Origin of the sequence: Vibrio sp. ArtGut-C1 (assembly GCF_002105475.1) — a bacterium.
GTDB lineage: Bacteria > Pseudomonadota > Gammaproteobacteria > Enterobacterales > Vibrionaceae > Vibrio > Vibrio diabolicus.
The window spans coordinates 10,553-34,346 of record NZ_NCTH01000019.1 but is presented as its reverse complement, the minus strand read 5'-3'; the positions used below and the strand labels follow the sequence as shown (position 1 = coordinate 34,346).

18 protein-coding genes and 1 other annotated feature are annotated in these 23,794 nt (G+C 45.6%); of the genes, 5 read left to right on the top strand and 13 right to left on the bottom strand.

Annotated elements, in window-relative coordinates:
• Positions 1-39 precede the first annotated feature (39 nt).
• On the bottom strand, positions 40-720 hold the full coding sequence (gene ung / locus B7360_RS15915) for a uracil-DNA glycosylase (RefSeq protein ID WP_005396298.1): 681 nt from the start codon (positions 718-720) through the stop codon (positions 40-42).
• A gap of 283 nt (positions 721-1,003) precedes the next feature.
• Positions 1,004-1,891 carry a deoxyribonuclease IV gene (gene nfo / locus B7360_RS15910; RefSeq protein ID WP_046873969.1) on the bottom strand — a complete coding sequence of 296 codons (888 nt, stop codon included), beginning with the start codon at positions 1,889-1,891 and terminating at the stop codon, positions 1,004-1,006.
• A 326-nt stretch (positions 1,892-2,217) separates the two neighbouring features.
• Between nfo and grcA the strand changes: the two genes are divergently transcribed.
• Positions 2,218-2,595 (top strand): autonomous glycyl radical cofactor GrcA, encoded by a 378-nt coding sequence (grcA, locus tag B7360_RS15905; protein WP_005381814.1) that lies wholly within the window; start codon positions 2,218-2,220, stop codon positions 2,593-2,595.
• 92 nt (positions 2,596-2,687) lie between these two features.
• On the opposite strand, the gene B7360_RS15900 is transcribed toward grcA, so the two are convergent.
• From B7360_RS15900 to thrL, 5 genes are all read right to left on the bottom strand, one after another.
• Positions 2,688-3,347, bottom strand: coding sequence for an NADPH-dependent FMN reductase (locus tag B7360_RS15900; protein ID WP_085343977.1), 660 nt, complete (start codon positions 3,345-3,347; stop codon positions 2,688-2,690).
• 115 nt (positions 3,348-3,462) lie between these two features.
• Positions 3,463-4,743 (bottom strand): threonine synthase, encoded by a 1,281-nt coding sequence (gene thrC / locus B7360_RS15895; RefSeq protein WP_085343976.1) that lies wholly within the window; start codon positions 4,741-4,743, stop codon positions 3,463-3,465.
• The gene (gene thrB / locus B7360_RS15890) at positions 4,740-5,696 is read right to left on the bottom strand and encodes a homoserine kinase (RefSeq protein ID WP_041852994.1); all 957 of its coding nucleotides are present in this window, start codon (positions 5,694-5,696) and stop codon (positions 4,740-4,742) included. The genes thrC and thrB overlap by 4 nt, the downstream gene beginning before the upstream one ends.
• 20 nt (positions 5,697-5,716) lie before the next feature.
• A complete protein-coding gene (gene thrA, locus B7360_RS15885; RefSeq protein ID WP_085343975.1) occupies positions 5,717-8,176 on the bottom strand; it encodes a bifunctional aspartate kinase/homoserine dehydrogenase I in 2,460 nt (819 codons plus the stop codon).
• Between the two features lie 53 nt (positions 8,177-8,229).
• Positions 8,230-8,349 (bottom strand) — a sequence feature (Thr leader region).
• Positions 8,285-8,362: a thr operon leader peptide gene (gene thrL / locus B7360_RS15880; protein ID WP_074192076.1), complete on the bottom strand. Its 78-nt coding sequence runs from the start codon at positions 8,360-8,362 to the stop codon at positions 8,285-8,287. Its footprint overlaps the feature before it by 65 nt.
• A 425-nt stretch (positions 8,363-8,787) precedes the next feature.
• On the opposite strand from thrL, the gene B7360_RS15875 reads away from it, so the two are divergent.
• Complete coding sequence (locus tag B7360_RS15875) at positions 8,788-9,258, top strand: hypothetical protein (RefSeq protein WP_012842140.1); 471 nt, start codon at positions 8,788-8,790, stop codon at positions 9,256-9,258.
• On the opposite strand, the gene B7360_RS15870 is transcribed toward B7360_RS15875, so the two are convergent.
• The gene (locus B7360_RS15870) at positions 9,255-9,737 is read right to left on the bottom strand and encodes a putative 4-hydroxy-4-methyl-2-oxoglutarate aldolase (RefSeq protein ID WP_005396309.1); all 483 of its coding nucleotides are present in this window, start codon (positions 9,735-9,737) and stop codon (positions 9,255-9,257) included. The genes B7360_RS15875 and B7360_RS15870 overlap by 4 nt on opposite strands.
• A gap of 55 nt (positions 9,738-9,792) precedes the next feature.
• Positions 9,793-10,200 carry a DUF3293 domain-containing protein gene (locus B7360_RS15865; protein ID WP_031780532.1) on the bottom strand — a complete coding sequence of 136 codons (408 nt, stop codon included), beginning with the start codon at positions 10,198-10,200 and terminating at the stop codon, positions 9,793-9,795.
• A 361-nt stretch (positions 10,201-10,561) separates the two neighbouring features.
• Here B7360_RS15865 and arcA point away from each other — a divergent pair, with 361 nt between their 5' ends.
• Positions 10,562-11,278, top strand: a complete 717-nt coding sequence (gene arcA, locus B7360_RS15860; protein WP_005381824.1) for a two-component system response regulator ArcA — start codon at positions 10,562-10,564, stop codon at positions 11,276-11,278.
• 83 nt (positions 11,279-11,361) lie between these two features.
• On the opposite strand, the gene B7360_RS15855 is transcribed toward arcA, so the two are convergent.
• The 4 genes from B7360_RS15855 to B7360_RS15840 all read right to left on the bottom strand — a co-directional run bounded on the left by B7360_RS15855 (position 11,362) and on the right by B7360_RS15840 (position 17,152).
• Positions 11,362-11,811: a hypothetical protein gene (locus tag B7360_RS15855; RefSeq protein WP_006742686.1), complete on the bottom strand. Its 450-nt coding sequence runs from the start codon at positions 11,809-11,811 to the stop codon at positions 11,362-11,364.
• 1 nt (position 11,812) lies between these two features.
• A complete protein-coding gene (gene arcB, locus B7360_RS15850; RefSeq protein WP_005396314.1) occupies positions 11,813-14,167 on the bottom strand; it encodes an aerobic respiration two-component sensor histidine kinase ArcB in 2,355 nt (784 codons plus the stop codon).
• Positions 14,168-14,408: 241 nt separating this feature from the next.
• Positions 14,409-16,157: a sensor domain-containing diguanylate cyclase gene (locus tag B7360_RS15845; protein WP_085343974.1), complete on the bottom strand. Its 1,749-nt coding sequence runs from the start codon at positions 16,155-16,157 to the stop codon at positions 14,409-14,411.
• Positions 16,158-16,192: 35 nt separating this feature from the next.
• Complete coding sequence (locus tag B7360_RS15840; protein ID WP_085343973.1) at positions 16,193-17,152, bottom strand: TIGR01212 family radical SAM protein; 960 nt, start codon at positions 17,150-17,152, stop codon at positions 16,193-16,195.
• Between the two features lie 552 nt (positions 17,153-17,704).
• Here B7360_RS15840 and gltB point away from each other — a divergent pair.
• Positions 17,705-22,255 (top strand): glutamate synthase large subunit, encoded by a 4,551-nt coding sequence (gene gltB / locus B7360_RS15835; protein WP_085343972.1) that lies wholly within the window; start codon positions 17,705-17,707, stop codon positions 22,253-22,255.
• Entirely contained in the window at positions 22,255-23,724 is a 1,470-nt protein-coding gene (locus B7360_RS15830) for a glutamate synthase subunit beta (protein WP_085343971.1), read from the top strand. Before gltB ends, B7360_RS15830 begins: the two co-directional genes overlap by 1 nt.
• The last annotated feature ends 70 nt before the right edge of the window (positions 23,725-23,794 follow it).

Sequence of the window (23,794 nt, the reverse complement as noted above, 5' to 3'; positions counted from 1 at the left end):
AAAACAGCGATAATGGCAGCATTATCGCTGTCTCTTCTTTTATACAGTTAATGGCAAATGCCAGTTGATTGGTGCTTTTCCTTGCGAGGCAAGTAACTGGTTTGCTTGAGAGAAATGCTTACAACCAAAAAAGCCTCGGTGTGCTGAGAGTGGTGATGGATGTGGTGCGGCTAACACATGATGTTTATTACGATCAATAAAGCGCCCTTTCTTCTGAGCGTGAGAGCCCCACAATAAAAACACCACGCCTTCCTGATGCTGGTTTATCGCTTCAATCACTCGGTCAGTGAACGTTTCCCACCCCGTTTTTGAATGTGAATGCGCTTTACCTTGCTCAACCGTCAATACCGTATTGAGCAGCAATACACCTTGCTCTGCCCAGCTTTGTAAGAATCCATGCTGAGGGATTTGGAACCCTTCAATATCTTGAGCCAGCTCTTTATACATATTAACGAGTGATGGTGGCGTTTTGATTCCAGGAAGAACGGAAAAGCACAAACCATGCGCCTGATTTGGACCATGGTATGGGTCTTGTCCCAGAATCACTACTTTAACATCGTTAAACTCGGTAAATCGAAACGCATTAAAGACATCTTTCGCTGGCGGAAAAATCGCTTTGCCTGCGGCGCGTTCTGCTTCTACAAAATTCAAAGTGTCTACAAAGTAGCTCTGTTTTTTCTCTTCGCCGATCACATCGTGCCAAGTGGGTGACTGATTCATGGAAAGTTCCTGTCCTAAATTTTGCTTCTATTCTAACGAGCGAAACCCAAACAAACAAAAACTTACCACGAACTTGAGAACAGTAATAAAAGACTAATGCTTCTGTGGCGTTCGAAAATGCCCCTGTCCGGTAATATGACGATTAGGCATCGGCAAACGAAGCACGCGGCGGCTATATGCGTAAGAAGCAAAAGAGAGTGGTCGAGACATAGTGGCATCCTTCTTTCTTAATTCAAATTGACTTAAGTGACTAAGAAAGAAAAGTGCCAACTCTGTGATCACATCATTGGTTATCTATCGCCGCTAGATGAAACTGACGCAGTGCGTTGATTTCTTGCTGCCAGATGTCCGGATCAATTGTTTCTAAAATCAGAGGGATACCATCAAATCGAGGGTCTTTCGCGATGTACTCAAAACAATCCCACCCGATCTCTCCTTTGCCTAATGAGTGGTGGCGATCCACTTTGCTGGCAAACTCAACTTTTGAATCATTTAGATGCATTGCTCTTAAATAGTGCATCCCAACAATACGGTCGAATTCAGCAAAGGTATGCTCACAATCCTCTTTAGTACGCAGATCGTAACCGGCGGTAAACGTGTGACAAGTATCGAGACATACACCAACACGTTCTTTGTCTTCCACTTGATCGATGATTTCAGCAAGATGCTCAAACTTCCAACCTAGGTTTGTACCCTGACCAGCCGTATTCTCGATTACCGCGATCACATTCGGCACCGCTTTGTGCGCAAGATTGATCGACTCTGCGATCGTCGCTAAGCACTCCTGTTCCGAGACTTTCTTTAAGTGGCTCCCAGGGTGGAAGTTCAGCAACGTTAAACCCAATTGATTACAACGCTCCATCTCATCGATGAATGCAGCGCGTGACTTATCCAACTTATCCGCTTCTGGTGCACCTAAGTTAATTAGATAAGAGTCATGGGGAAGAATATGTTCTGCGCCGAAACCCAGCATTTTACAGTTCGCTTTAAACGCACTGATGGTTTTTGCTTCTAAAGGCTTCGCCACCCACTGGCGTTGGTTTTTTGTAAATAGTGCGAACGCATTCGCGCCAATTTCGCGAGCTCTCAACGGCGCTTGGTCGACCCCACCAGCAGCAGAGACATGTGCACCAATGAGTTTATTCCCAAGCTTGTTTTTCATGTTTGTCATTTAATCACTTTAGACTTTCAGTATTGCTACCTAAATACAGATAGTTGCGTTAATCAGTTTAAACTTTAAGCTCAATTTGTAGTAAATTTACAACAAAATGAGTTATTAAATATTTTTTATATTATCAAATAAATTGTAATTAGTTTGTTTTCAAAGGTTTTATTGATTTAACTCAACAAAATCACCTTAATAAAAATAATGTTTTTGGTTGTTTTTTGACTTAAATCAATATTAAAATAGTGGATATTAGCTATATAATACTCAGCTCAACGAAAATTCGAAAATTAACACCAATAATCACCACGTAAGTGGTCTAGGAGATAGTGATGATCCAAGGTATCCAAATTACAAAAGCGGCAAACGACGACCTACTAAACTCTATCTGGCTATTAGATAGCGAAAAAAATGAAGCTCGTTGTGTTGCTGCAACTGCTGGCTACGAAGCAGACCAAGTTATCGCAATCAGCGATCTAGGTGAATACGAAAGCCGTGAAGTAGCAATCGAAACAGCTCCTCGCATCGAAGGCGGTCAACACCTAAACGTGAACGTGCTTAAACGCGAAACACTAGAAGATGCAGTTGCACACCCAGAGAAATACCCACAGCTAACAATCCGTGTTTCTGGTTACGCAGTACGTTTCAACTCGCTAACTCCAGAGCAACAACGTGATGTCATCGCTCGTACTTTTACTGAGACGCTATAATCTCAATAAAATCGACTTACTCACATTTAAAAAGCTTGGTCTCAATGGCCAAGCTTTTTTTGTTTTTCCATGCATCTAACCGTTCTGTTCCTTTACGGAGCATTTCTCTGTGACGGATCCTTCTTAAACACTTCAGCCAGTGAGGTGGGGTCAAGCCTTTCTCTTTGTTGTGAAGCGCCTTCTGCCCACCAAATGAGTTGATGTATTGTGCGATTCATATAGCTGTCCCACTGCGTCTGCTGCAATTCATCCGCAACGACACCCTGTTCGTCAAACACTTCTTGCGCTTTCGGAATGTGAATCATCGCCGAGACAGGTAAACATCCAAGTTCAGATAAGAAGGTACGCATAGAAACGGCAGCTCTAACACCACCCCATTGTCCAGCAGAGTAGGTCACGATAGCACTTGGCTTATAAGAAAACAGCGAACTACCAAAATGATTAAGCATATTAGCCAAAGCAGGACTCATCGAATGGTTGTATTCCGGACTGACCATCACGTACCCATCGGCGCTTTTAATTTTGTCTGCCAGTTCTCTCAAGTGGGATGGCACTTTAGCGCGATGGTAAGCAAACTCAGGCTTAAACACGTCGTCAAAGTCGTAGTTCAATGGGTCAATGATTTCGACGGTATGTTGCGAATGCTGACTCACGATGAGTTTTTCACACGCTCTAGTGACTCGCATTCCTAAACGGGCTGGTCGTGGTGGCGTGCTGTCTCTGACTGAGCCAAGAAAAATCAAAAAATGCATGCTTCTATTTCCATCTTTAAGTTCGTTTCTCAATCATAAAGAGAGTCGAGACTTACCGACAATAAAAAAGGCGAATGATTGCTCATTCACCTTTCGTCGTTCATCATTTTAATAATTACTGTACACGGCGCAGTACTTGTTTCAATGCATCAAAGTCTGCGTCTAGCTCTTCCGATAGCAGTTCCATCGCCGCGTGCTTCGCTAATGGAGCAGGAAGGTCGATGTCGGATTGCAGAATGTCATCCACCACTTCTTTGAACTTCGCTGGGTGCGCAGTACATAGGAACAGACCGGTTTCACCTTCTTGCAGTTGCTCTTCAAGAACGCGGTAAGCAATCGCACCGTGCGGTTCACATAGGTAGCCCAATGAGTACAGGTCTTTCACAGATTGTGCGCTTTGCTCATCTGAAACCGCGCCTTTACCTAGTGTCTCTAGGCCCCACTCTTTCACTCGGCAAAGCTCTTCGATACGCGGCCAGTTGTTCGGTTGACTCACGTCCATCGCGTTCGATGTCGTTGCAACCGTTGGTTTTGGCTCCCACTTACCTGTTTCTAGGTAGCGCGGAACCGTGTCATTAGCGTTAGTTGCAGCGATAAAGCGTTTGATCGGCAGACCCAGCGCTTTTGCCAGTAGACCAGCAGTTAGGTTACCAAAGTTACCACTTGGTACAGACACAACTAGGTTTTCACGCTCTTGTTTGCTCATTTGCGCTGCTGCTTCAAAGTAGTAACAGATTTGCGCCATCAAACGGCTGATGTTGATTGAGTTTGCAGAATTCAGACCGATCTCTTCACGCAGTGCGGAATCATCGAAAGCTTGCTTAACCAGAGCCTGGCACGCATCGAAGTCGCCATCGATCGCGACAGTGTGAATGTTCTTGCCTAGCGTACAGAATAGCTTCTCTTGCAGTGGGCTGATCTTGCCTTTCGGGTAAAGAATCACAACGTTGATGTCTTCCATACCATAGAAAGCGTGCGCAACGGCTGCGCCAGTATCGCCAGAAGTCGCAGTCAGAATGGTGATCTTGCCACCGTCCGATACCGCCGCAAGAGATTGCGCCATAAAGCGACCGCCAAAATCTTTAAATGCCAGCGTTGGACCATGGAAAAGCTCTAACGCGTAAACACCGTCTTTGATTTGATTGATTGGCGCCGGGAATTGGAACGCTGCGTCCACAAGCGCGTTGACTTGCTCTTCCGCCAGCTCATCACCGATAAACGCTGATAAAATCTTAGTGCTACGAGAAACAAAGTCTTCTGCCAGTAGCGCATCAACGTCTTCAAACTTTGGTAATTCCGATGGGAAAAATAGACCTTGGTTACGGCCTAACCCTTGGCGAACGGCTTGGCCAAAGGAAACTTGTTCATCATTTTCTTTTATATTGTAAAGCTTCATAGCTCACTTCCTGTTACTTTCGAACCCTGCTTATCTAGACGACAAACGTGGACGAATCCTTCTTCGTTTTGTACGTAGTTCTGTTCTAACCAGCGAGCAACTCGCTCAGCGACATCTTTCTCTTTGCAAATACTGAACAGTGTTGGACCACTGCCAGAAATACCGGTTGCTAACGCACCTGCTGATGCAGCGTATTGACGTGCATTCGCAAAGCCCGGAAGCAGTTTCTCACGATACGGTTCTGCGATCACGTCTTTGATCATTTTTGCAGCTAGCTCTGGCTGACCAGAATGACACGCATGAATAAAGCCCGCAAGGTGACGACCATGAGCGATGATATCTTGTCGGCGGTATTGAGATGGTAGGATCTCACGCGCTTCTGCTGTTGATACTTTGATTCCCGGATACGCCATGACCCAGTACCAATCATCAAAACAAGGCACTTCTTGACTGATGATACCAAGCTCTTCAAGCATCAACTGGACACCACCAAGGTAACACGGCGCGACGTTATCGTAGTGAATACCACCAGAGATTTTGCCTTCCATTTCCCCCATCAGTGCTAGCAGCTCAGTCTCATTCAGCGGTTGACCATGGAATCGGTTTAAGGCATCCAGCGCCGCAACGATAGAACATGCACTTGAGCCTAAACCTGAGCCTATTGGCATGTTCTTTTCTAGCGTCATTTCAAGTGGTTTTAGCTCAACACCTTTTTTATCTAGCTCGCGAGAAAACACCAGCCAACAATCGTAAACGATGTTTTCTTTTGGCTCTGTAGGCAACTTAGAGACAAAATTACCCGCAGTTTTCAGACTGAACGGCTCAGTCCCTGCCTTAACTTGCACTCTGTCACCTAGCAAGGTCCCATCCACTGGGGACACCGCCGCCCCCAACACATCAAAACCAACACTTACATTACCAATTGATGCTGGGGCATAAACCACTACATCCATATCACTTGAACTCATTCTTGTTATACCCCTAGTTTCCAACCTAAAGTACGCATCACGTCAGAGAATACACCCGCAGCCGTTACCTCAGTACCTGCGCCATAGCCACGCAACACAAGTGGGATTGGCTGGTAGTAACGGCTGTAAAATGCCAGTGCGTTTTCACCGTCTTTGATTTTATACATCGGATCGTTTTCATCCACCGCAGCAATGCTTACTGTGCACTTGCCCTCGTTAATTTCACCAACGTAACGCAGTACTTTGCCTTCTTTTGCTGCTTTAGCTGATAACTCTTTGAAGTAGGCGTCCGCTTTTGGGAGACGCGCCATAAACTCATCAACACTGCCTGAATCATCAAAACCTGGCGGTAGCGCTTGGTCAACAACAACATCTTCAAGCTCTAGTGACATGCCCGCTTCACGAGCTAGGATCAACAACTTACGCGCGACATCCATACCAGACAGATCATCACGAGGATCTGGTTCAGTAAAGCCATTTTCTTTTGCGATATTCGTCGCTTCACTTAAGCTCATTCCTTCATCTAACTTACCGAAAATATAAGAAAGAGAACCGGAAAGAATACCGCTGAAGCGCTCCAGTTCATCACCTGCAGAAATCAGGTTTTGCAAGTTTTCAATAACCGGTAGGCCTGCACCTACGGTTGTTTCATACATCAATTTACGACGGGAGCTACGAGCCACATCGCGAAGCTGATGGTAGTACGCCATGCTTGCTGTGTTTGCTTTTTTGTTTGGTGTTACAACATGAAAACCTGCCGCTAGGAAGTCGGCGTATTGTTTAGCAATGTCTTCACTGGAGGTACAATCAACCAATACTGGGTTGATAATATGATTGCGTTGTACCAAAGAAATCAGACGCGCTAGGCTGAATTCTTCTGTGGCTGCTGACATACGATCACGCCAGTGCTCGAGCGGTAAGCCTTCGCTATCAAGCAAAAGACCTTTGCTGTTTGCTAAGCCACAAACTCGAATCACAATGCCTTTCTCAGCAAGTTTGACTTGTTGGCGTTCGATCTGATCCACCAGTTCGCCACCCACACCACCGACACCAACAACGAACACATCGAGGAAGTGTTTCGAGTTGAATAGGTTTTCGTGACACGCTTTGATCGCCTCAGAAATTTTGTCTTCTGGAATAACGGCAGAAATCGCACGTTCTGATGAGCCTTGTGCTATCGCCACGATGTTCACGTTCACTTCAGCAAGAGAAGAGAAGAAGCGAGAAGCCACACCGCGCGATGTGCGCATACCATCACCAACAAGCGTAATGATTGAAACATTATCAATAAACTCAACCGGTTCTAGTAAGCCATCTTTCAGTTCGAGCTCGAACGCATCTGCCAGCACTTGCTGCGCTTTCGCTTTATCTTCAGCCTCAATACAGAAGCTGATGCTGTATTCAGAAGAAGACTGAGTGATCAGAACAATAGATACACCAGCAGACGACATCGCACCGAATACACGGCTCGCCATGCCTACCATGCCTTTCATACCAGGGCCTGATACGTTAACCATGGTTAGGTCGTTAAGTGTTGTAATACCTTTGATCGCAAGATTATCTTCACCAGTATCTTGGCCGATAAGAGTACCTGCACCTTGAGGGTTAAAGCTGTTTTTGATCAGACATGGAATGTGGAATTGAGCAATAGGGGCGATGGTTTTCGGGTGCAGAACGGAAGCACCAAAATAAGAAAGCTCCATCGCTTCTTGGTAGCTTAGTGATTTAAGTAGGCGAGCATCTTCGACTAAACGTGGGTCACAGTTGTATACACCATCAACGTCGGTCCAGATTTCACAGCAGTCTGCGCGTAAACAAGCTGCAAGAACCGCTGCCGAGTAGTCAGAGCCATTACGACCCAGCGTGACAAGCTCTCCTTTTTCGTTGCCAGCTGTAAAGCCCGGCATAATGTTCACGTGGCCCTGAGGAAGGGGGTTTTGACGGAAGTTTTGCGTTGAAATATCCACATCAACCATAGCTTCAAGATGATCACCTTGGGCATACAGATACTCGACAGGATCGATCAAGCTCGCTTGTTGTCCCTTCGCCTCCAAGACGGCTTTCATCAACTGAATGGAAACACGCTCACCTTTACTAATAATGCGCGCATTTACGTTGTTTGGGCACATACCTAATAGATTGATGCCGTGAACAAATTGACGTAATTGAGATAGCGAGGTTTTCACTTGGTTATCGAAAGCTGAACCATCAATATTGGGGAGTACTGCTTGGATTTGAGTGAAGAGCGTTTTAAACGATTCATCCAACTCTTTGATTTGCAGCTCTGCTTCACCATTGCGCAACGCGCCTTCAATGACTGCAACCAACTTATTTGTTGTTTTACCTGGGGCTGAAAGAACAACCGCCACTTCTTCTTGTTGAGCGTTATTGGCAATGATGTCTGCCGCTCTTAAAAAGCGATCTGCATCAGCTAGTGATGAACCGCCAAACTTCAATACTCGCATCCCTTCCTCCGGTATATCTTCTCAAACTTGTCTAAATTCTGGATAAAAAAGCATAAAAAAAGGCCTGTATCTTGTTGGATACAGGCCTTTTTTGTGAATTTCTTTCGCTCAGCAGCCTGCCCCAACATGTGTCGTGTCGGTAATAATAATGGTCGTGGTCATTACTACTAGGCTGTTAGATGGCATAAATAAATATTCAACGTTAATTGTGTTTGCTTAACTCTACGTTTACCGAGTTTCCGATTCATAGTCAACAAAAAATTGTTTGTTTTTCAGTCTTACAGCGATTTCTGCTAAGCAATCTTATTGATATTTAAAGCTAATTGGATGTTATTGCTCGTTAGGAAATCTGTCGCTTATTTTTGTAGGGGGCTCATCCCATCGTCATCAGTCTCACTTTTTACTCCATAACTAGTCTGATCTTCGTCATAAAGCGTAAGATCAAATTATGAAAGGGAGTTGTTGACACTTAACAACAACTTAACTGTGACCTATGTTCACAGGATCGAATTATTTAGAAAATAGGTGAGCTAGCTTTCATATTCTATGCTTTAATAGTGAGAAGCTTTGGGCACATACTAATAAAAAAGTTGACACAAGGAGTGGTGAGCATGAAAAGAGGGCTTTTTCTGTTGCTGTTTTTTGTGTCTGGCGTTTGTCTAGCAAACGAGCTTCCGCCTCTTCCAGGCAAAACATCCCCTTCTCCTCATAAACTATTTATTTCCAGCGACAGCTATCAATCTGACAGTTTCGATGTTTGGAATATCGACACGGGTTATGCGTACGAACTCTTTGACTCAGTAGACGTTTACGTCGGAGCACGAGTCAACAACTCTCCAACCCAAAACCAAAGCGGTTTTTTGAGTGGGATCAGCTATCACTTCAATGATCGTGTCACACTAAAAAGTACGGTTCGCTCTTACAAGAATGAGACTGCGGAAGGTATTCGCCAAGAAGACAGCAGCCTCGCAGCTGAAGTCTCAAGTCGCGTAAAAATCACCGATAAACTTGATCTTCACGCGACTCTTGATTACCAAGATTGGCAACAAGGTATTGAGGTAGGTTTAGGCTTTCGTTTTTAGAAATCTAATTTTTGCTTTGAAATCAACACACCATTCCAATCAGCGTACACATAATGCTTCGGCTGCACGATTTGGTTTTGCATCGTTAAGGTCACATTGACCTCTCCCATACCTCGCTTCTCTGTCTTAAACGGATTGGTACCAAGTGCTTGCACGCCAATGTCCATCTGAGATATTTGTGCTACGTCGCGTATTGCACCATAGACAATAATGCCTTCCCACCCATTTTCTATTCCGAGTATTGCTAATTGATCGCCAAGCAATGCTTTCTGACACGAACCATGTCCGTCAACAATCAATACTTTCCCCGTTCCATCTTCGCCCAGTACTTCACGTACTTTTGAGTTGTCGTGATAGCAACGCACTGTGACAATTTCTCCGTAAAAAGCGGTGCGTTGACCAAAGTTCTGCAGTGGCAAAGTAAGCAGGGTAACTTGGTCTTCAAATTGGTCACAAATATCGGGTGTAATGTCTCTCATATTTCCTCCGTGAATTTTCTCACCCAAGCAGTGCTTCGGTGAGTAGTATCCTTTCCTATACGAGTCGAGGCTTAAGGGAGCCTAACTTATGCAACACTTTCGGCTGTGAGCACGCAATAAGGTAAAGTTGATCATCAATGACGTAGTAAATCGCGTTTTGTTGAAAGTCATTCGCCAATGCGACCGCCGCCTCTGGTGATAACTCGACGGCAAAGCTTTCCTCATACCATGTAAAAGAGCTGTCACCTACTGTGATAGGCGCGTAGTTAACGTGCTGTAGCAGTGTTTCTAATGCTTGATTGCTTATGCAGTTCTCTTCTTTGGACCGCAAATTACTGTATGGGTTCCAAGCGGTTATCACAGCGTAGTTTGAAACGCACCACTCGGCCTCGAATCTGAAAAAAGATTCTGAATAAGCATTCCATAACGATGCGTCTATGTTCGTATTACTTTTTTCTATCATAAGTCTTAAACGATTAATAACAGTTACATTTCATCAATTGATATAAATCAACAAACTGAATGGAATTAACATTTGAGCATTGTTAGCATGCTGTTAACAATATAAAATCCGCTCCATATCTTAGGGTGTTTACGTTTCAGGCCCCACAGAAAGCAGGAAATGAAAGGTAAACAAGCCCTTTAGAATAAACGTCGCCATTGGATACTGGTGAGTTGGCAAAATTCCATGGAGGGCGGATAACTGAAAGAAGTGTTTTTTTGATCAACTTGATTTATTATCAAAATCACATTACCTGTATGTTATATTTTTGCCTAGAATTTATTCTATTAGCACAATTTTGTCACAAATTTAGGTACCGCCAATGCAAACCCCGCAGATTCTTATCGTTGAAGATGAGCAAGTAACTCGTAACACTCTTAAGAGTATTTTTGAAGCAGAGGGATACGCTGTTTTTGAAGCCAGTGACGGTGAAGAGATGCACCAAGTGTTGTCTGACAACTCAGTCAACTTGGTTATTATGGACATTAATCTTCCAGGCAAGAATGGCCTTCTGTTAGCGCGTGAACTACGCGAACAAGCGAACATTGCTTTAATGTTCCTGACAGGCCGTGACAATGAAGTGGACAAGATCCTAGGTCTTGAGATTGGTGCAGATGACTACATCACTAAACCATTCAACCCACGTGAACTGACTATTCGTGCTCGCAACCTACTTAGCCGCTCAATGAGCTCTAACGCGGTGCAAGAAGAGAAACGCTCAGTAGAAAAGTATGAATTCAATGGTTGGGTACTGGACATCAACAGTCGCTCTCTAGTAAGCCCTGCTGGTGATAGCTACAAGCTCCCTCGCTCTGAGTTCCGAGCTCTACTGCACTTCTGTGAGAACCCAGGTAAGATTCAAACTCGTGCCGATCTTCTTAAGAAGATGACTGGCCGTGAACTTAAGCCGCATGACCGTACTGTAGACGTAACGATTCGTCGTATTCGTAAACACTTTGAGTCTGTTTCAGGTACTCCTGAAATCATCGCGACTATCCACGGCGAAGGTTACCGCTTCTGTGGCGATCTAGAAGACTAATTGAATCGCTAATACGCAAAGGGCTTGCTCATTGAGCAAGCCCTTTTATTTTGGGTTTAGCAATTAGCGGATAATCACTGAATCTAATAAACCTTGTTAATCTTCACGTACTTTTCCACTAACCAGCGCTGTTTACCTGCGTCGTCTAAAAGTACCGCGATATCAACCGATTTTTCTGTGTCCGCGTCTACCTGAGACGTGAAGGCTACTTCCCATTGGCTCTCACTATGAGTTCGAGTTTCTAAAGAGTCTTCATCCACCCACCACTCTTTTTCTCCTTGCTTGATGATAAGCGCTTCGGCAGTCAGGTTGGCTGGGAGTAACTGGTCTCCTTCAAGGTAAAGTGATCCTTGAATACTTTGCTCTTGTACTTCACCAACGGTCGGCATCAGGTTCACCCATAAGTTACTTTTTAGCTCGACATTCACCTGGTTAATCGTAATCTGACTGTTTTGTTGCCAGTTCACACTTGGAACGGAACTGCAGCCTGCCATCAATGCTATAACCAACGCCAACGGTGCGATTTTTTTCATGTTATTTCCTTTGTTCCAACCAACTTTTGAGGACTTGAATATCGTTTTGGTATTCATTTTTGATCTCTTCAACCCAGTCTGAAATGTTTTCCCACCATGCTGGCATATCGGGAGATTGCGCTTTCTGCGCCACACTTTGGATACGTTTGAGGCCAATCGAACCTGCAGCTCCTTTAATTTTATGCGCTTCAGAAACAATCCCATCTTGATCTTTTGCCGTCATGTTTGAGTCTAAGACATCAATATAGTCTGGCATCATGTCTTCAAACATTTTTATGCTGTCGTAGACCGGCTTGGCACCAACAATGTCGACGTAAGACTCTAACATATCCATATCGAGCAAGTGTGTCTCAATCACAGGAGAAGGAGTCGGCTCTTCCACTGTTTCTGGAATGCTCTCAGGTTGCTCTTGCGGCTCTACCTGATGCGCGAAGAACTTATCAATTACAGACTGAATGGCATTCACAGCAAGCGGTTTGCTGATGGCATCATCCATGCCGTTATCTAAATATTCACGACGATCTTTCATCACATTAGCTGTTAGGGCGACCAATGGAGGCAGATTGTTATAATGCTCGCGATAATAATTTGCGACATCAAACCCCGTCATATCAGGCAACTGAATATCCAACAACGCCAAGTCATATTTTTCCGGCACAAAGTTCACGAGCGCTTCTTGTCCCGTCATTGCCACGGTAACGGAGTGCCCTAAGCTCTCAAGCAACGATTTGGCCACGGTGACGTTAAGCTCAATGTCTTCGACCATAAAGATGTTGAGATGCACATTATCGCGTTTTGCATCAATGACAGGTTCTTCGAGTTCCACAATAGGAACGTGAATCGATACGGTAAAAGTACTACCAAAACCCTCTTCACTAGCGACAGTAATGTCACCATCCATCATATTGATCAGCTGTTTTGACACCGCCAGGCCTATACCAGTCCCGACAGCATGTAGGTTGTCTTTACCTGATTTCACTTGGTAATACATGGCAAAGATTTTATCGAGCTCGTCTTCTGGTATGCCAATACCCGTGTCTTCCACCTCCATAATAATGGTCGCAAAATCGTCTTCGACATCAGCACTCACCGTCATCACAACGCCACCTTCTTTGGTAAACTTCATTGCGTTACTAACCAAGTTCCAAATTACCTGACGTAAACGGGTCGCATCCACTTCAATTGCTTTTGGTAAATCACTCAAACGTTCTAAGTCAAAGCGCAGCCCTTTTTGCTCCGCCATCAAAGCTGAGATGCTTTCAATCTCAGCGACGAAGTCTTCGAAGTTAAGTGGCGCAGGTAATAGTTCTAGCTTGCGGCGATCAAACTTATCCATATCGATAATATCGTTGAAGATGTTACCTAGCGTAATCGCACTCACATTGATGGTCTGCATGTGTTTGCGCTGCTCTTCTGTCAACGGACTATCGAGAAGCATGCGACTTAAGCCCACAATGCCATTTAGTGGCGTTCGCAGTTCATGACTGATGGTTGAGATGAAAGTAGTTTTATCACGGCTTGCTTTCTCTAACGACTCTTCATGACGTTTACGTTCAGTGATATCACGGCCAAAACCTACCAAGCCAAGGTGACGACCATCTTTGCTGTAAAACGGCACTTTACGCAGTTCAAAGTAATGTTTGCGTCCATCAGGATACTCTAGCCACTGCTCGTAAGTGATGGCTTGATTATCGGCGAAGACCTTTTGGTCAGTATCAACGATGTGCTCAGCGATTTCTTTGCTATACACATCCCAAGGGCTTAATCCGACTAACTGGTGCTCTTTCTTACCCGTTAGCTCTTCCATTGCCCGGTTACAACCGGAGAACACACCATCGGCATTGCGGTAGTAAATTAAGTCTGGCGAGGCATCAATAAATGAACGCAGTAGTGCAGTGCGTTCCGCAAGCTCTAACTGAGTACGCTCTCGTTGGAACACCTCGTTTTCGAGATCTTGCATCGCCTCTTCACGAGCTTCTTCTGCTTTAATGCGCTCTTCAATTTCTTGGTTGAGCTTTTCGATGTTTTGTTGCAGTTGATAATTCAGTTCTTGGTCTCGCGAGCGCATGTCTTTTAGTTTGGACACCAACTTGGTTAAACGCTGGCGAGACTCTTCTAGCTGATCAACAACAACAGAAAGAAAATAAACCGCCCAAGGTGTAATCAAGAGACCAAAAAACACCGAACGGACAATGTCGATATCGTCGACTCGCCCCTTGAGAGCTAAAGTAATCCCCACCTGCACCACAACGGCTAATGCCACCAGCGCAAGGGCCAGCAAAATCGAGAAACGAACAATCCCCAGTTTGACTAGCAAGTCGACATAATACTGGGCGAGATTTTTCATGGGTTTCATTAACTACTCCATGGTGCTGGCTAGATGTTGCCCTTCAATGATAAAAAACGAGCAGACATATTCGGCCTAACGCAATTTAGGTCTGTGTGATTAGTGAAAAATACGTAGTGCGAACTGCGCTTGCTAAACAAGATAAAAAGATAAGTTAACCAACGAACGCACAGGCTTCGGTAAGTTTAACGTGTTTAATACGGCGATTTAAACAATCAGCTATCAACTAAGAGCAAGCGGTCACAAAGCGTTAGCAAGAACTGGGGTGAATACAGGTGCGATTACGTCCATCAGCTTTGGCTTGGTATAGCGCACTGTCAGCCATGGCAATACCCATTTCCGGTTCATCACCATGTTGAGGAATATAAGAGACAAGACCGATACTGACCGTGAGACGTTCCGAAGCTTCTGAGCTGTCGTGCTCCATATCGAGTTGTCGAATTTGTTCATGAATACGCTGCGCTACATTGCTCGCGCCTTCCGTTGTGGTATTCGGCAGGATAAAACCAAACTCCTCACCACCATAACGCGCAACACAATCCGAAGAGCGATTGATGACTTTTGTGAATACGGTAGCAACACTGACCAATGCTTCATCACCTTGCTGATGGCCGTAACAATCGTTGTAATCTTTGAAAAAGTCGATGTCACACAACATGATAGTGAGCGGCAGCTTTTCGCGGGCATGGTGGTACCATAGTACCTGCAGTTGTTCATCGAAGCGGCGTCGGTTCGATACCTGAGTTAAGCTATCCATAAAGCTCAACTTTTCTAACTCTAAATTGGCTCTCTCCAACTTTTGTTCGGCAAGGTAACGTTCAGAAATATCACGCGCCATGATCAGCACACCATTCGTTCCTGAAGCTTTATCTTTAAAAGGCGATTTCACCACATCAAACCACGTACTTTTGCCATCACTGCTAACGACTTTATCTATGTATCGGACAGGCTCTGACTGACGCAATGCATCCAAATCACTAGCGGCTAAGCGAGCGTACATCTCTTCAGGAATGACATCTTGAAGGCGCTTACCGATCAAATCAGACACGTCTGAAATACCTAATGCATTAACGAACGGTTTATTACACGCTTGATAGACCATATTCTCATTGAAGATACCGATAGAGTCAGGGCTAGCGTCAAGAATAGTTTGTAAGATAGTATCCCTTTGCGCCAACGCAACTTCTGTATCTTTACGCCGCTCCATTTCATCTCTCAGGTTTTGCTGCATTTTGTGCCACTCGGTCACATCATGACTAATGGATAATGTACCGATCAGCTCACCACTCGGTGACACAAGGGAGTTTTGATTCACTTCCAATAAGCAACTGCGACCTTGTGGATCCGTCGTCCACTTGCGCTCACTCTTTCTGGTAGCCTCACCCATGGAAGCCTTTGATGCGCAGGCTTCTTCCCTTCGCCCTTCCCAAAATTGATCAAATGCTCGGTTCGTCGTTAATAAATTCCCTTGGCGATCTTGGGTACAGATTAACTCAGAGAGTGAGTCTAGTGCCGAACGGGCGATCGTTAATTGCGCAAGCTCTTGTTGCTGCTCTTGATGAGTGGATTGATATGGCTGCGCGTAGATGATCCAAACACGGTGATTGCGCAGCAAACTCTTTCTTCCTGACAACTCCACCTTGATAGATTCGCTTTCAGATAAGCGCCAATCAAATACCTGCTGGCTAAAATGACGACTAGAGACACTGTCGAGAAACGACTCAAGCTCACGAATATCGAATAAAGCGGGATACAAATATCCCGTGCCTAGAGAGCGAATACCTAATAACTGCATCGCAGCTTGGTTAGATAACAAGATCTGAGCATGGCCAGTATCCAGCACTATGACTGGATAGGGTGAATCCGTTACGAGTTGCTTAAGTGATGTTTGAAAGTGCAAATAGATCAGTGCTAACGCGCACACGCTAGCAATTAATAACAAGACGACATAGCCATAACCGCCTTGACCATCCCAAAGCCAATTGAGTAACTGATCCATCGTTTAAACCTTTAAAGAAAACTGGTTAAAATATATCAGTTATTTATTGAGCGATCTGCTATTAATTCCGGTTTAGTATAGATAAAAGCGTTTCCCGTTAGGCTTCCTTGAGCACCATGTTCACTGAGGGCTCGACCAATTTCAGTCATCGCCAGCCAGCGATTTTCACACCACAGTGGCGATAATAAGGTAGGTCTACGAGCTGCTGATGAAACGCGATGGTAAATCACGTCCGGTGGCGTCATACGAATCATCTCACTGGCAATTGCGACATATTCTTCTAGCTCTGGCGCCTCTAATCGTCCTGCACGCCACGCTTTCGCCATGGTGCTGCCTTCTACAATATGCAAGCCATGTAACTTAATGCCATCCGTGCCCACGGCTAACACTTTTTGCAGCGTCTCAATATTATCGTCGCGGCTTTCTTTCGGTAATCCAACAATTAAATGAGTACAGACTTTAATACCTAGCGCACGCGCACGCTTGGTGATCTCGGTATAACATTCGAAATCATGACCGCGATTGATGCGCTTAAGGGTGTCGTTATTAGCGGTTTGAAGCCCTAACTCTAGCCAAATTTCATAACCTTGCTGTACATAGTCAGACAGCAAATCTAATACGGCATCAGGCACGCAATCTGGACGAGTCCCGACACACAATCCCACAATATCAGCCGCTTTTAGTGCTTCTTCATACATATTTTTCAGCACTTGCACTTCCGCATAAGTACTGGTGTAAGCCTGAAAATAAGCGAGATACTTCTTCGCTCGATGAATTTCGCCCGCACGATCTTTCAACTGATCGTGAATACTCTTTATCTGTACTTCTTCATCCGCAAACGAAGCCACATTACAAAAAGTACATCCTCCCCGACCAATAGTGCCATCTCGATTAGGGCAACTAAATCCACCGTGCAACGTTAGTTTATGGACTTTTTCACCGTATCGACGCTGAAGATCTTGGCCGATTGTATTGACCAACTCATGTAACTGCATAAATTCTCACCAACAATGAACCGTAATCAATCTCACTACGATCTGTGTAAATAAATTACATCCCTGCAAGAAAAAACACACAATACTAGTCAATTCAAACAAACATCATACGGCTCAAAATCAATAAACCTGCATAAATACAGATAAAAAACGTTCATGTTGCGTAAATGTTAAACTAAAAATGCATAATTAAACGAAAAAATTGGGTCACAACGTCGACTTTTTCATTGCATTCTGAAGTGACAAAATTGTAGGATACTTACACAACCCCGTTATTTTTGTGACTTTTATTACAAAGTACACTGCGGGATTTGTCGGTGTTATCCCACTCCTACCTATATAAATCACTAAATAGTGGCAATAAATAAAGGGATACCACCAAGGATTGTTTTTCTCGCAAAACTTTTCCTGCGAGATACGGAAAGGAATCAAGATCGGTCAACCTAGATCGGTGGCGATAATAAATATAAAGGACAAGACGTAATCAATGGTCTAGGTGGCATTTGCCTGCCTGGTGCTTTTGCGTCGACATTGAACTGGAAGGATGTATCTATGGTAGATAGAGAGCAAAATCCACAGGGTCTATATACTCCTGAATTGGAGCATGACGCGTGTGGTATCGGTTTTGTTGCTCACCTTAAAAACCGTAAATCTCATGAAGTAGTGACTCAAGCATTGGATATGCTAGCTCGCATGGAGCACCGTGGTGGTCAAGGTTGTGATCCATGCAGCGGTGATGGTGCGGGTATCTTGCTACAAAAACCTCATGAATTCCTATTAGAAGAGGCCGTTAAGCTCGGCATTAAACTGCCTTCATTTGAAAAGTATGGTGTGGGTGTCGTACTTTTCCCGAAAGACGAATACAAACGCGAGCAATGCCGTGACATTCTAGAACGCAACGCTCAGCGTCTAGACCTTGAAGTTATTGGCTACCGCGTTTTGCCAACCGATAACTCGATGATCGGTGCCGACCCGCTAAGCACAGAACCTCAGTTTGAGCATGTGTTTATCTCTGGTGGTCCAGGTATCACACCTGAAGAGCTAGAGCGCAAACTGTACGTACTTCGTAACTACACTGTACGTGTTTGCCTAGAAAGCGTTTCGAACATTGGTGATGACTTCTACATTAACTCAATGTCTTACAAGACATTGGTGTACAAAGGTCAGTTAACGACCGAGCAAGTCCCTCAGTACTTCCTTGATCTGCAAAACCCGACCATGGTGACCGCACTGGCACTGGTACACTCTCGCTTCTCTACCAACACCTTCCCGAAATGGCGTCTTGCACAACCTTTCCGTTACATTGCCCACAACGGTGAAATCAATACAGTTCGAGGTAACTTGAACTGGATGAAAGCCCGTGAGGCGATCATTGAATCCGATCTATTTACCCAAGCTGAAATCGACATGCTGCTTCCTATTTGTCAGGAAGGCAGTTCGGATTCATCTAACTTTGATATGGCACTTGAGCTCCTAGTTCTTTCTGGTCGTAGCCTGCCGCACGCATTGATGATGATGATCCCGGAAGCATGGCAAGAAAACAAAAACATGGATCCTAAGCGTCGCGCGTTCTATCAGTACCACGCGAACATCATGGAACCATGGGATGGTCCGGCTTCAGTATGTTTTACTGATGGTGTTCAAGTTGGTGCGACACTCGACCGTAACGGTCTGCGCCCTTCTCGCTACACAGTGACCAAAGATAACTTCCTAGTAATGGCATCAGAATCTGGTGTTGTGGATATTGAGCCAGAGAACGTTGAGTTCCGCGGTCGTCTACAACCAGGTCGCATCTTCGTTGCAGACTTAGAGCAAGGTCGCATCATCTCTGATGAAGAAGTGAAAGACACCATCGCAACGGCACAGCCTTACGAAAAGTGGGTAGAAGAAAACCTACTAAGCTTGAAGAAGCTGCCAGATGCGAGCAACCAATTCAGCCAACCTAAGCCAGAACATCTTCTACACCGCCAACAAGCGTTTGGCGTAAGTACTGAAGAAGTGAACGAAATCATCGTTCCAATGGCAAATGAAGGTAAAGAGCCATTATCAGCAATGGGTGCCGACTGGCCTCTTGCAGTGCTATCTCATCAGTCGCAACATCTTTCAAACTACTTCAAGCAGCTGTTTGCACAGGTAACTAACCCACCGATCGATCCGATCCGTGAGCGTATGGTGATGTCGCTGAACACTTACTTGGGTAAAGACCAAAACCTTCTGACTGAAACACCACTTCACTGTCAGAAAGTAGAATTGGAATCGCCTGTTCTGGCGAACTCTGAGCTTGAGAAACTGCGTGCTATTGACAACGTGCATCTTCAAGCGAAGACACTGGATATCGTATTCCAAGCCAGTGAAGACCAAGGCAAGCTTGAGCGCGCACTAAAACGTATCTGCCAATACGCAGAAGACGCGGTTATTGATGGTTACTCAATCATCCTGCTAACTGACCGCGCAGTGAACTCAAACCACGCGGCGATCCCAGCAATGCTGGCAGTTGGTGCAGTGCATCACCACTTGATCCGCAAAGGTCTACGTGCGAAGTGTGACATTGTGGTTGAAACCGGTGACGCGCGTGAAACGCACCACTTTGCAACCCTTATTGGCTATGGTGCAAATGCGGTTAACCCTTACCTAGTTATCGAAACCATCATTGAACTACAACGCACGAAGAAGCTGGATCCAGAAGCGAACCCTCGTGATCTGTTCAACAACTACCGTAAAGCGATCAATGGCGGTCTTCTGAAGATCTTCTCGAAGATGGGTATCTCAACCCTGCAGTCGTACCACGGTGCGCAAATCTTCGAAGCCTTAGGTATTCATAAGTCAGTGGTAGACAAGTACTTCACAGGTACAGTTTCTCGTATCCAAGGTCTCACCCTTGACGATATTGCTAAAGAAGTGCTCGTTCGTCACCGCATCGGTTACCCACAACGCGAAATCCCAATTCAAATGCTGGATGTGGGTGGTGTGTACCAATGGAAACAACGTGGCGAGAAGCACCTCTTCAACCCTGAAACCATTTCTCTACTGCAAGAGTCTACGCGCAACAAGAACTACGATCAGTTCAAGCAATACGCTACGGCTGTCGATAAACAAGGTGACAACGCAGTAACTCTGCGTAGCCAGCTAGAATTCATTAAGAACCCAGCTGGTTCTATCTCTATCGACGAAGTCGAACCAATTGAAAGCATCGTGAAACGCTTCGCGACCGGTGCTATGTCTTTCGGTTCTATTTCTTACGAAGCACACTCCACACTGGCTGTTGCGATGAACCGCCTTGGCGCGAAATCGAACTCTGGTGAAGGTGGTGAAGACCCAATGCGTTTCGAACGCAAAGACAACGGCGATTGGGAACGCTCTGCAATCAAACAGGTAGCTTCGGGTCGTTTCGGCGTAACCTCTTACTACCTAACCAACGCTGATGAGCTACAAATCAAGATGGCTCAAGGTGCGAAACCAGGTGAAGGTGGTCAGCTACCAGGCGATAAAGTAGATGACTGGATCGGTGCTACACGTCACTCAACTCCGGGCGTCGGTCTTATCTCGCCACCACCACACCACGATATCTACTCAATCGAAGATTTGGCTCAGCTTATCTACGATTTGAAGAACGCGAACCGCGCGGGTCGTGTAAACGTGAAGCTGGTATCGGAAGCTGGCGTAGGTACGATCGCTTCCGGTGTAGCGAAAGCGAAAGCAGACGTTGTACTAATCGCAGGTTTCGACGGTGGTACTGGTGCATCCCCAATGTCTTCAATCCGTCATACTGGTCTTCCTTGGGAACTTGGTTTGGCAGAAACACACCAAACGCTACTAAAGAACGGTCTACGTAACCGTATCGTGGTTCAAGCGGATGGTCAGATGAAAACACCTCGCGACCTTGCAGTGGCAACACTACTTGGTGCAGAAGAATGGGGCGTGGCAACCGCAGCATTGGTGGTTGAAGGTTGTATCATGATGCGTAAGTGCCATAAGAACACCTGTCCTGTTGGTATCGCGACTCAGAACAAGACGCTTCGCGAGCGCTTTGATGGCCGCGTAGAAGACGTCGTAACCTTCTTCCAATACATGGCACAAGGTCTACGTGAAATCATGGCTGAACTTGGCTTCCGCACTATCGATGAGATGGTCGGCCAAGGTCAGAAGCTGAAGATTCGCCAAGACGTTTCTCACTGGAAATACAAGAACCTAGATCTGTCTCCTGTTCTACACGTTGAACAGCCACGTGAGTCAGACGGTATCCATAACCAAACGCAACAGAACCACAATCTGGAATCGGTACTAGACCGTAAGCTGATTCAAGCGGCGATTCCTGCTCTCGAGAAAGGCGAGGCGGTGAATGCCGAATTCCCTATCGTCAACACTGACCGTTCTGCGGGCACCATGCTGTCGAACGAAATCTCGAAAGTGTACAAAGATGCCGGCCTACCTCAACCAATGAACGTGAAGTTCAAAGGTTCAGCGGGTCAGTCATTCGGTGCATTTCTCGCTAAAGGCGTGAAGTTCGAAGTGGAAGGCGATGCGAATGACTACTGGGGTAAAGGCTTATCTGGCGGTACGTTAGTACTTTACCCAGACGCAAAATCAAGCATTGTCGCGGAAGACAACATCGTGGTTGGTAACGTGTGTTTCTACGGTGCTACTTCGGGTGAGTCTTTCATTCGCGGTATGGCTGGTGAACGTTTCTGTGTTCGTAACTCAGGTGCGAAAGTAGTAGTAGAAGGCGTCGGTGACCACGGTTGTGAATACATGACGGGCGGTGCAGCAATTATCCTTGGTTCAACAGGTCGTAACTTTGCCGCAGGTATGAGTGGCGGCGTGGCTTACGTATGGGATAAATCAGGTGACTTTGAGTCAAAACTGAACCCAGAGCTAGTAGACCTAGATCCAATCGAGAAAGAAGACAGAGATCTATTACTCGACATGCTAACTAAGCATGTTCAATTCACAGGAAGTGAAGTCGCTCAGTCTTTCCTAGACAACTTTGAAGCAAGCCTAGCCTCTATGGTTAAGGTGATGCCGCGTGACTACAAAGCGGTGCTTCAAAAGCGTAAAGCTGAAGCGCAGTCTCAAGGAAACGAAACTCAAGCGGAGGCAGTATAATGGGTAAGCCTACTGGATTTTTAGAGCACGGTCGTGAACTACCACAGAAGATCGACCCCGCTGAACGCATCAAGAACAACAAAGAGTTCGTTCTGAACGAGGAGTTTGGTGACAAGATCAATACTCAAGCGTCTCGTTGTATGGATTGTGGTGTGCCGTTTTGTCATAACGGCTGCCCTATCGGTAACATCATCCCAGAGTTTAACGATGCGGTTTATCGTGATAGCTGGGAAGAAGCATGGAACATTCTAAGCTCAACCAATAACTTCCCAGAGTTCACTGGTCGTGTTTGCCCTGCTCCATGTGAAAGTGCTTGTGTACTTGGCATCAACCAAGACCCAATCACTATCTGTAATATCGAGAAAACCATCGTAGAAACGGCGTATCGTGAAGGGTACGCCAAGCCAAAAACGCCACGTTCTCGCACTGGTAAAACGGTGGCGATCATTGGATCTGGACCTGCTGGTCTTGCGGCTGCTGAGCAGCTAAACAGCGCAGGCCATACCGTGACAGTATTCGAGCGAGACGAGAAGGTTGGTGGTCTGCTGCGTTTCGGTATTCCAGATTTTAAACTGAGCATGGAAGTCATTGATCGTAAGATCAATCTAATGGCAGAAGCTGGCGTTGAGTTTAAAGTAAACCAACACGTCGGTGTTGATGTAAATGCTCAGCAACTGCGTCAAGAGTTCGATGTGGTTCTACTGACGGGTGGCTCAACGGTTCCACGTGATTTGCCAGTTCCGGGTCGTGAGCTCAAAGGCGTTCACTTCGCAATGGAATTCCTAGGTCAAAACAACCGACGTGCAAATAACATGGACCTGAAAACGGAAGAGATTCACGCAAAAGGTAAACATGTGGTTGTCATTGGTGGTGGTGATACTGGTTCAGACTGTGTAGGTACGTCAAACCGTCACGGCGCAGCAAGCGTAACTCAAGTGGAAATCATGCCGATTCCACCAGAGAAGCGCCCAGCCAATATGCCTTGGCCTCAATACCCAATGATCCTACGTACTTCGACCTCTCATGAAGAAGGTGTCGATCGTCACTGGAACATCCTGACCAAAGAGTTCATCGGAAATGACAAAGGTGAAGTCACAGGCCTTCGTCTTGCTGATATCGTTTGGCAAGATGCAAAACCAGGCGAGCGCCCAAGTTTCAAAGAAGTAGAAGGCAGCGAGCGAGTGATCCCATGTGATATGGCATTCCTAGCAATGGGCTTCTTACACCCAGAACCTACAGGCGTGCTTGCTCAACTGGATATCGCGCTAGATGATCGCGGTAACGTAGCAACTCAAGGTTTTGCTACTAACCAAGAAGGCGTATTTGCTGCTGGTGATATGCGAACAGGCCAATCTTTGGTGGTTCGTTGTATCAACGAAGGTCGCGAATGTGCTCGTGCTATCGATGACTACCTAATGGATGGCACAAACCTAGAAGCAAAAGCAGATTCACTGATGCTTTCTGCTTAACGGAAGTATTCACGCTTCCCTCTTTCAATGCCATAAATAGCCATCAGCGATATCGATGGCTATTAGCAAA

Coding starts and splice junctions, on each gene's coding strand:
- ung (WP_005396298.1), bottom strand. CDS start 720: ATGAATCAGTCACCCACTTGGCACGATGTGATCGGCGAAGAGAAAAAA.
- nfo (WP_046873969.1), bottom strand. CDS start 1,891: ATGACAAACATGAAAAACAAGCTTGGGAATAAACTCATTGGTGCACAT.
- grcA (WP_005381814.1), top strand. CDS start 2,218: ATGATCCAAGGTATCCAAATTACAAAAGCGGCAAACGACGACCTACTA.
- B7360_RS15900 (WP_085343977.1), bottom strand. CDS start 3,347: ATGCATTTTTTGATTTTTCTTGGCTCAGTCAGAGACAGCACGCCACCA.
- thrC (WP_085343976.1), bottom strand. CDS start 4,743: ATGAAGCTTTACAATATAAAAGAAAATGATGAACAAGTTTCCTTTGGC.
- thrB (WP_041852994.1), bottom strand. CDS start 5,696: ATGGATGTAGTGGTTTATGCCCCAGCATCAATTGGTAATGTAAGTGTT.
- thrA (WP_085343975.1), bottom strand. CDS start 8,176: ATGCGAGTATTGAAGTTTGGCGGTTCATCACTAGCTGATGCAGATCGC.
- thrL (WP_074192076.1), bottom strand. CDS start 8,362: ATGCCATCTAACAGCCTAGTAGTAATGACCACGACCATTATTATTACC.
- B7360_RS15875 (WP_012842140.1), top strand. CDS start 8,788: ATGAAAAGAGGGCTTTTTCTGTTGCTGTTTTTTGTGTCTGGCGTTTGT.
- B7360_RS15870 (WP_005396309.1), bottom strand. CDS start 9,737: ATGAGAGACATTACACCCGATATTTGTGACCAATTTGAAGACCAAGTT.
- B7360_RS15865 (WP_031780532.1), bottom strand. CDS start 10,200: ATGATAGAAAAAAGTAATACGAACATAGACGCATCGTTATGGAATGCT.
- arcA (WP_005381824.1), top strand. CDS start 10,562: ATGCAAACCCCGCAGATTCTTATCGTTGAAGATGAGCAAGTAACTCGT.
- B7360_RS15855 (WP_006742686.1), bottom strand. CDS start 11,811: ATGAAAAAAATCGCACCGTTGGCGTTGGTTATAGCATTGATGGCAGGC.
- arcB (WP_005396314.1), bottom strand. CDS start 14,167: ATGAAACCCATGAAAAATCTCGCCCAGTATTATGTCGACTTGCTAGTC.
- B7360_RS15845 (WP_085343974.1), bottom strand. CDS start 16,157: ATGGATCAGTTACTCAATTGGCTTTGGGATGGTCAAGGCGGTTATGGC.
- B7360_RS15840 (WP_085343973.1), bottom strand. CDS start 17,152: ATGCAGTTACATGAGTTGGTCAATACAATCGGCCAAGATCTTCAGCGT.
- gltB (WP_085343972.1), top strand. CDS start 17,705: ATGGTAGATAGAGAGCAAAATCCACAGGGTCTATATACTCCTGAATTG.
- B7360_RS15830 (WP_085343971.1), top strand. CDS start 22,255: ATGGGTAAGCCTACTGGATTTTTAGAGCACGGTCGTGAACTACCACAG.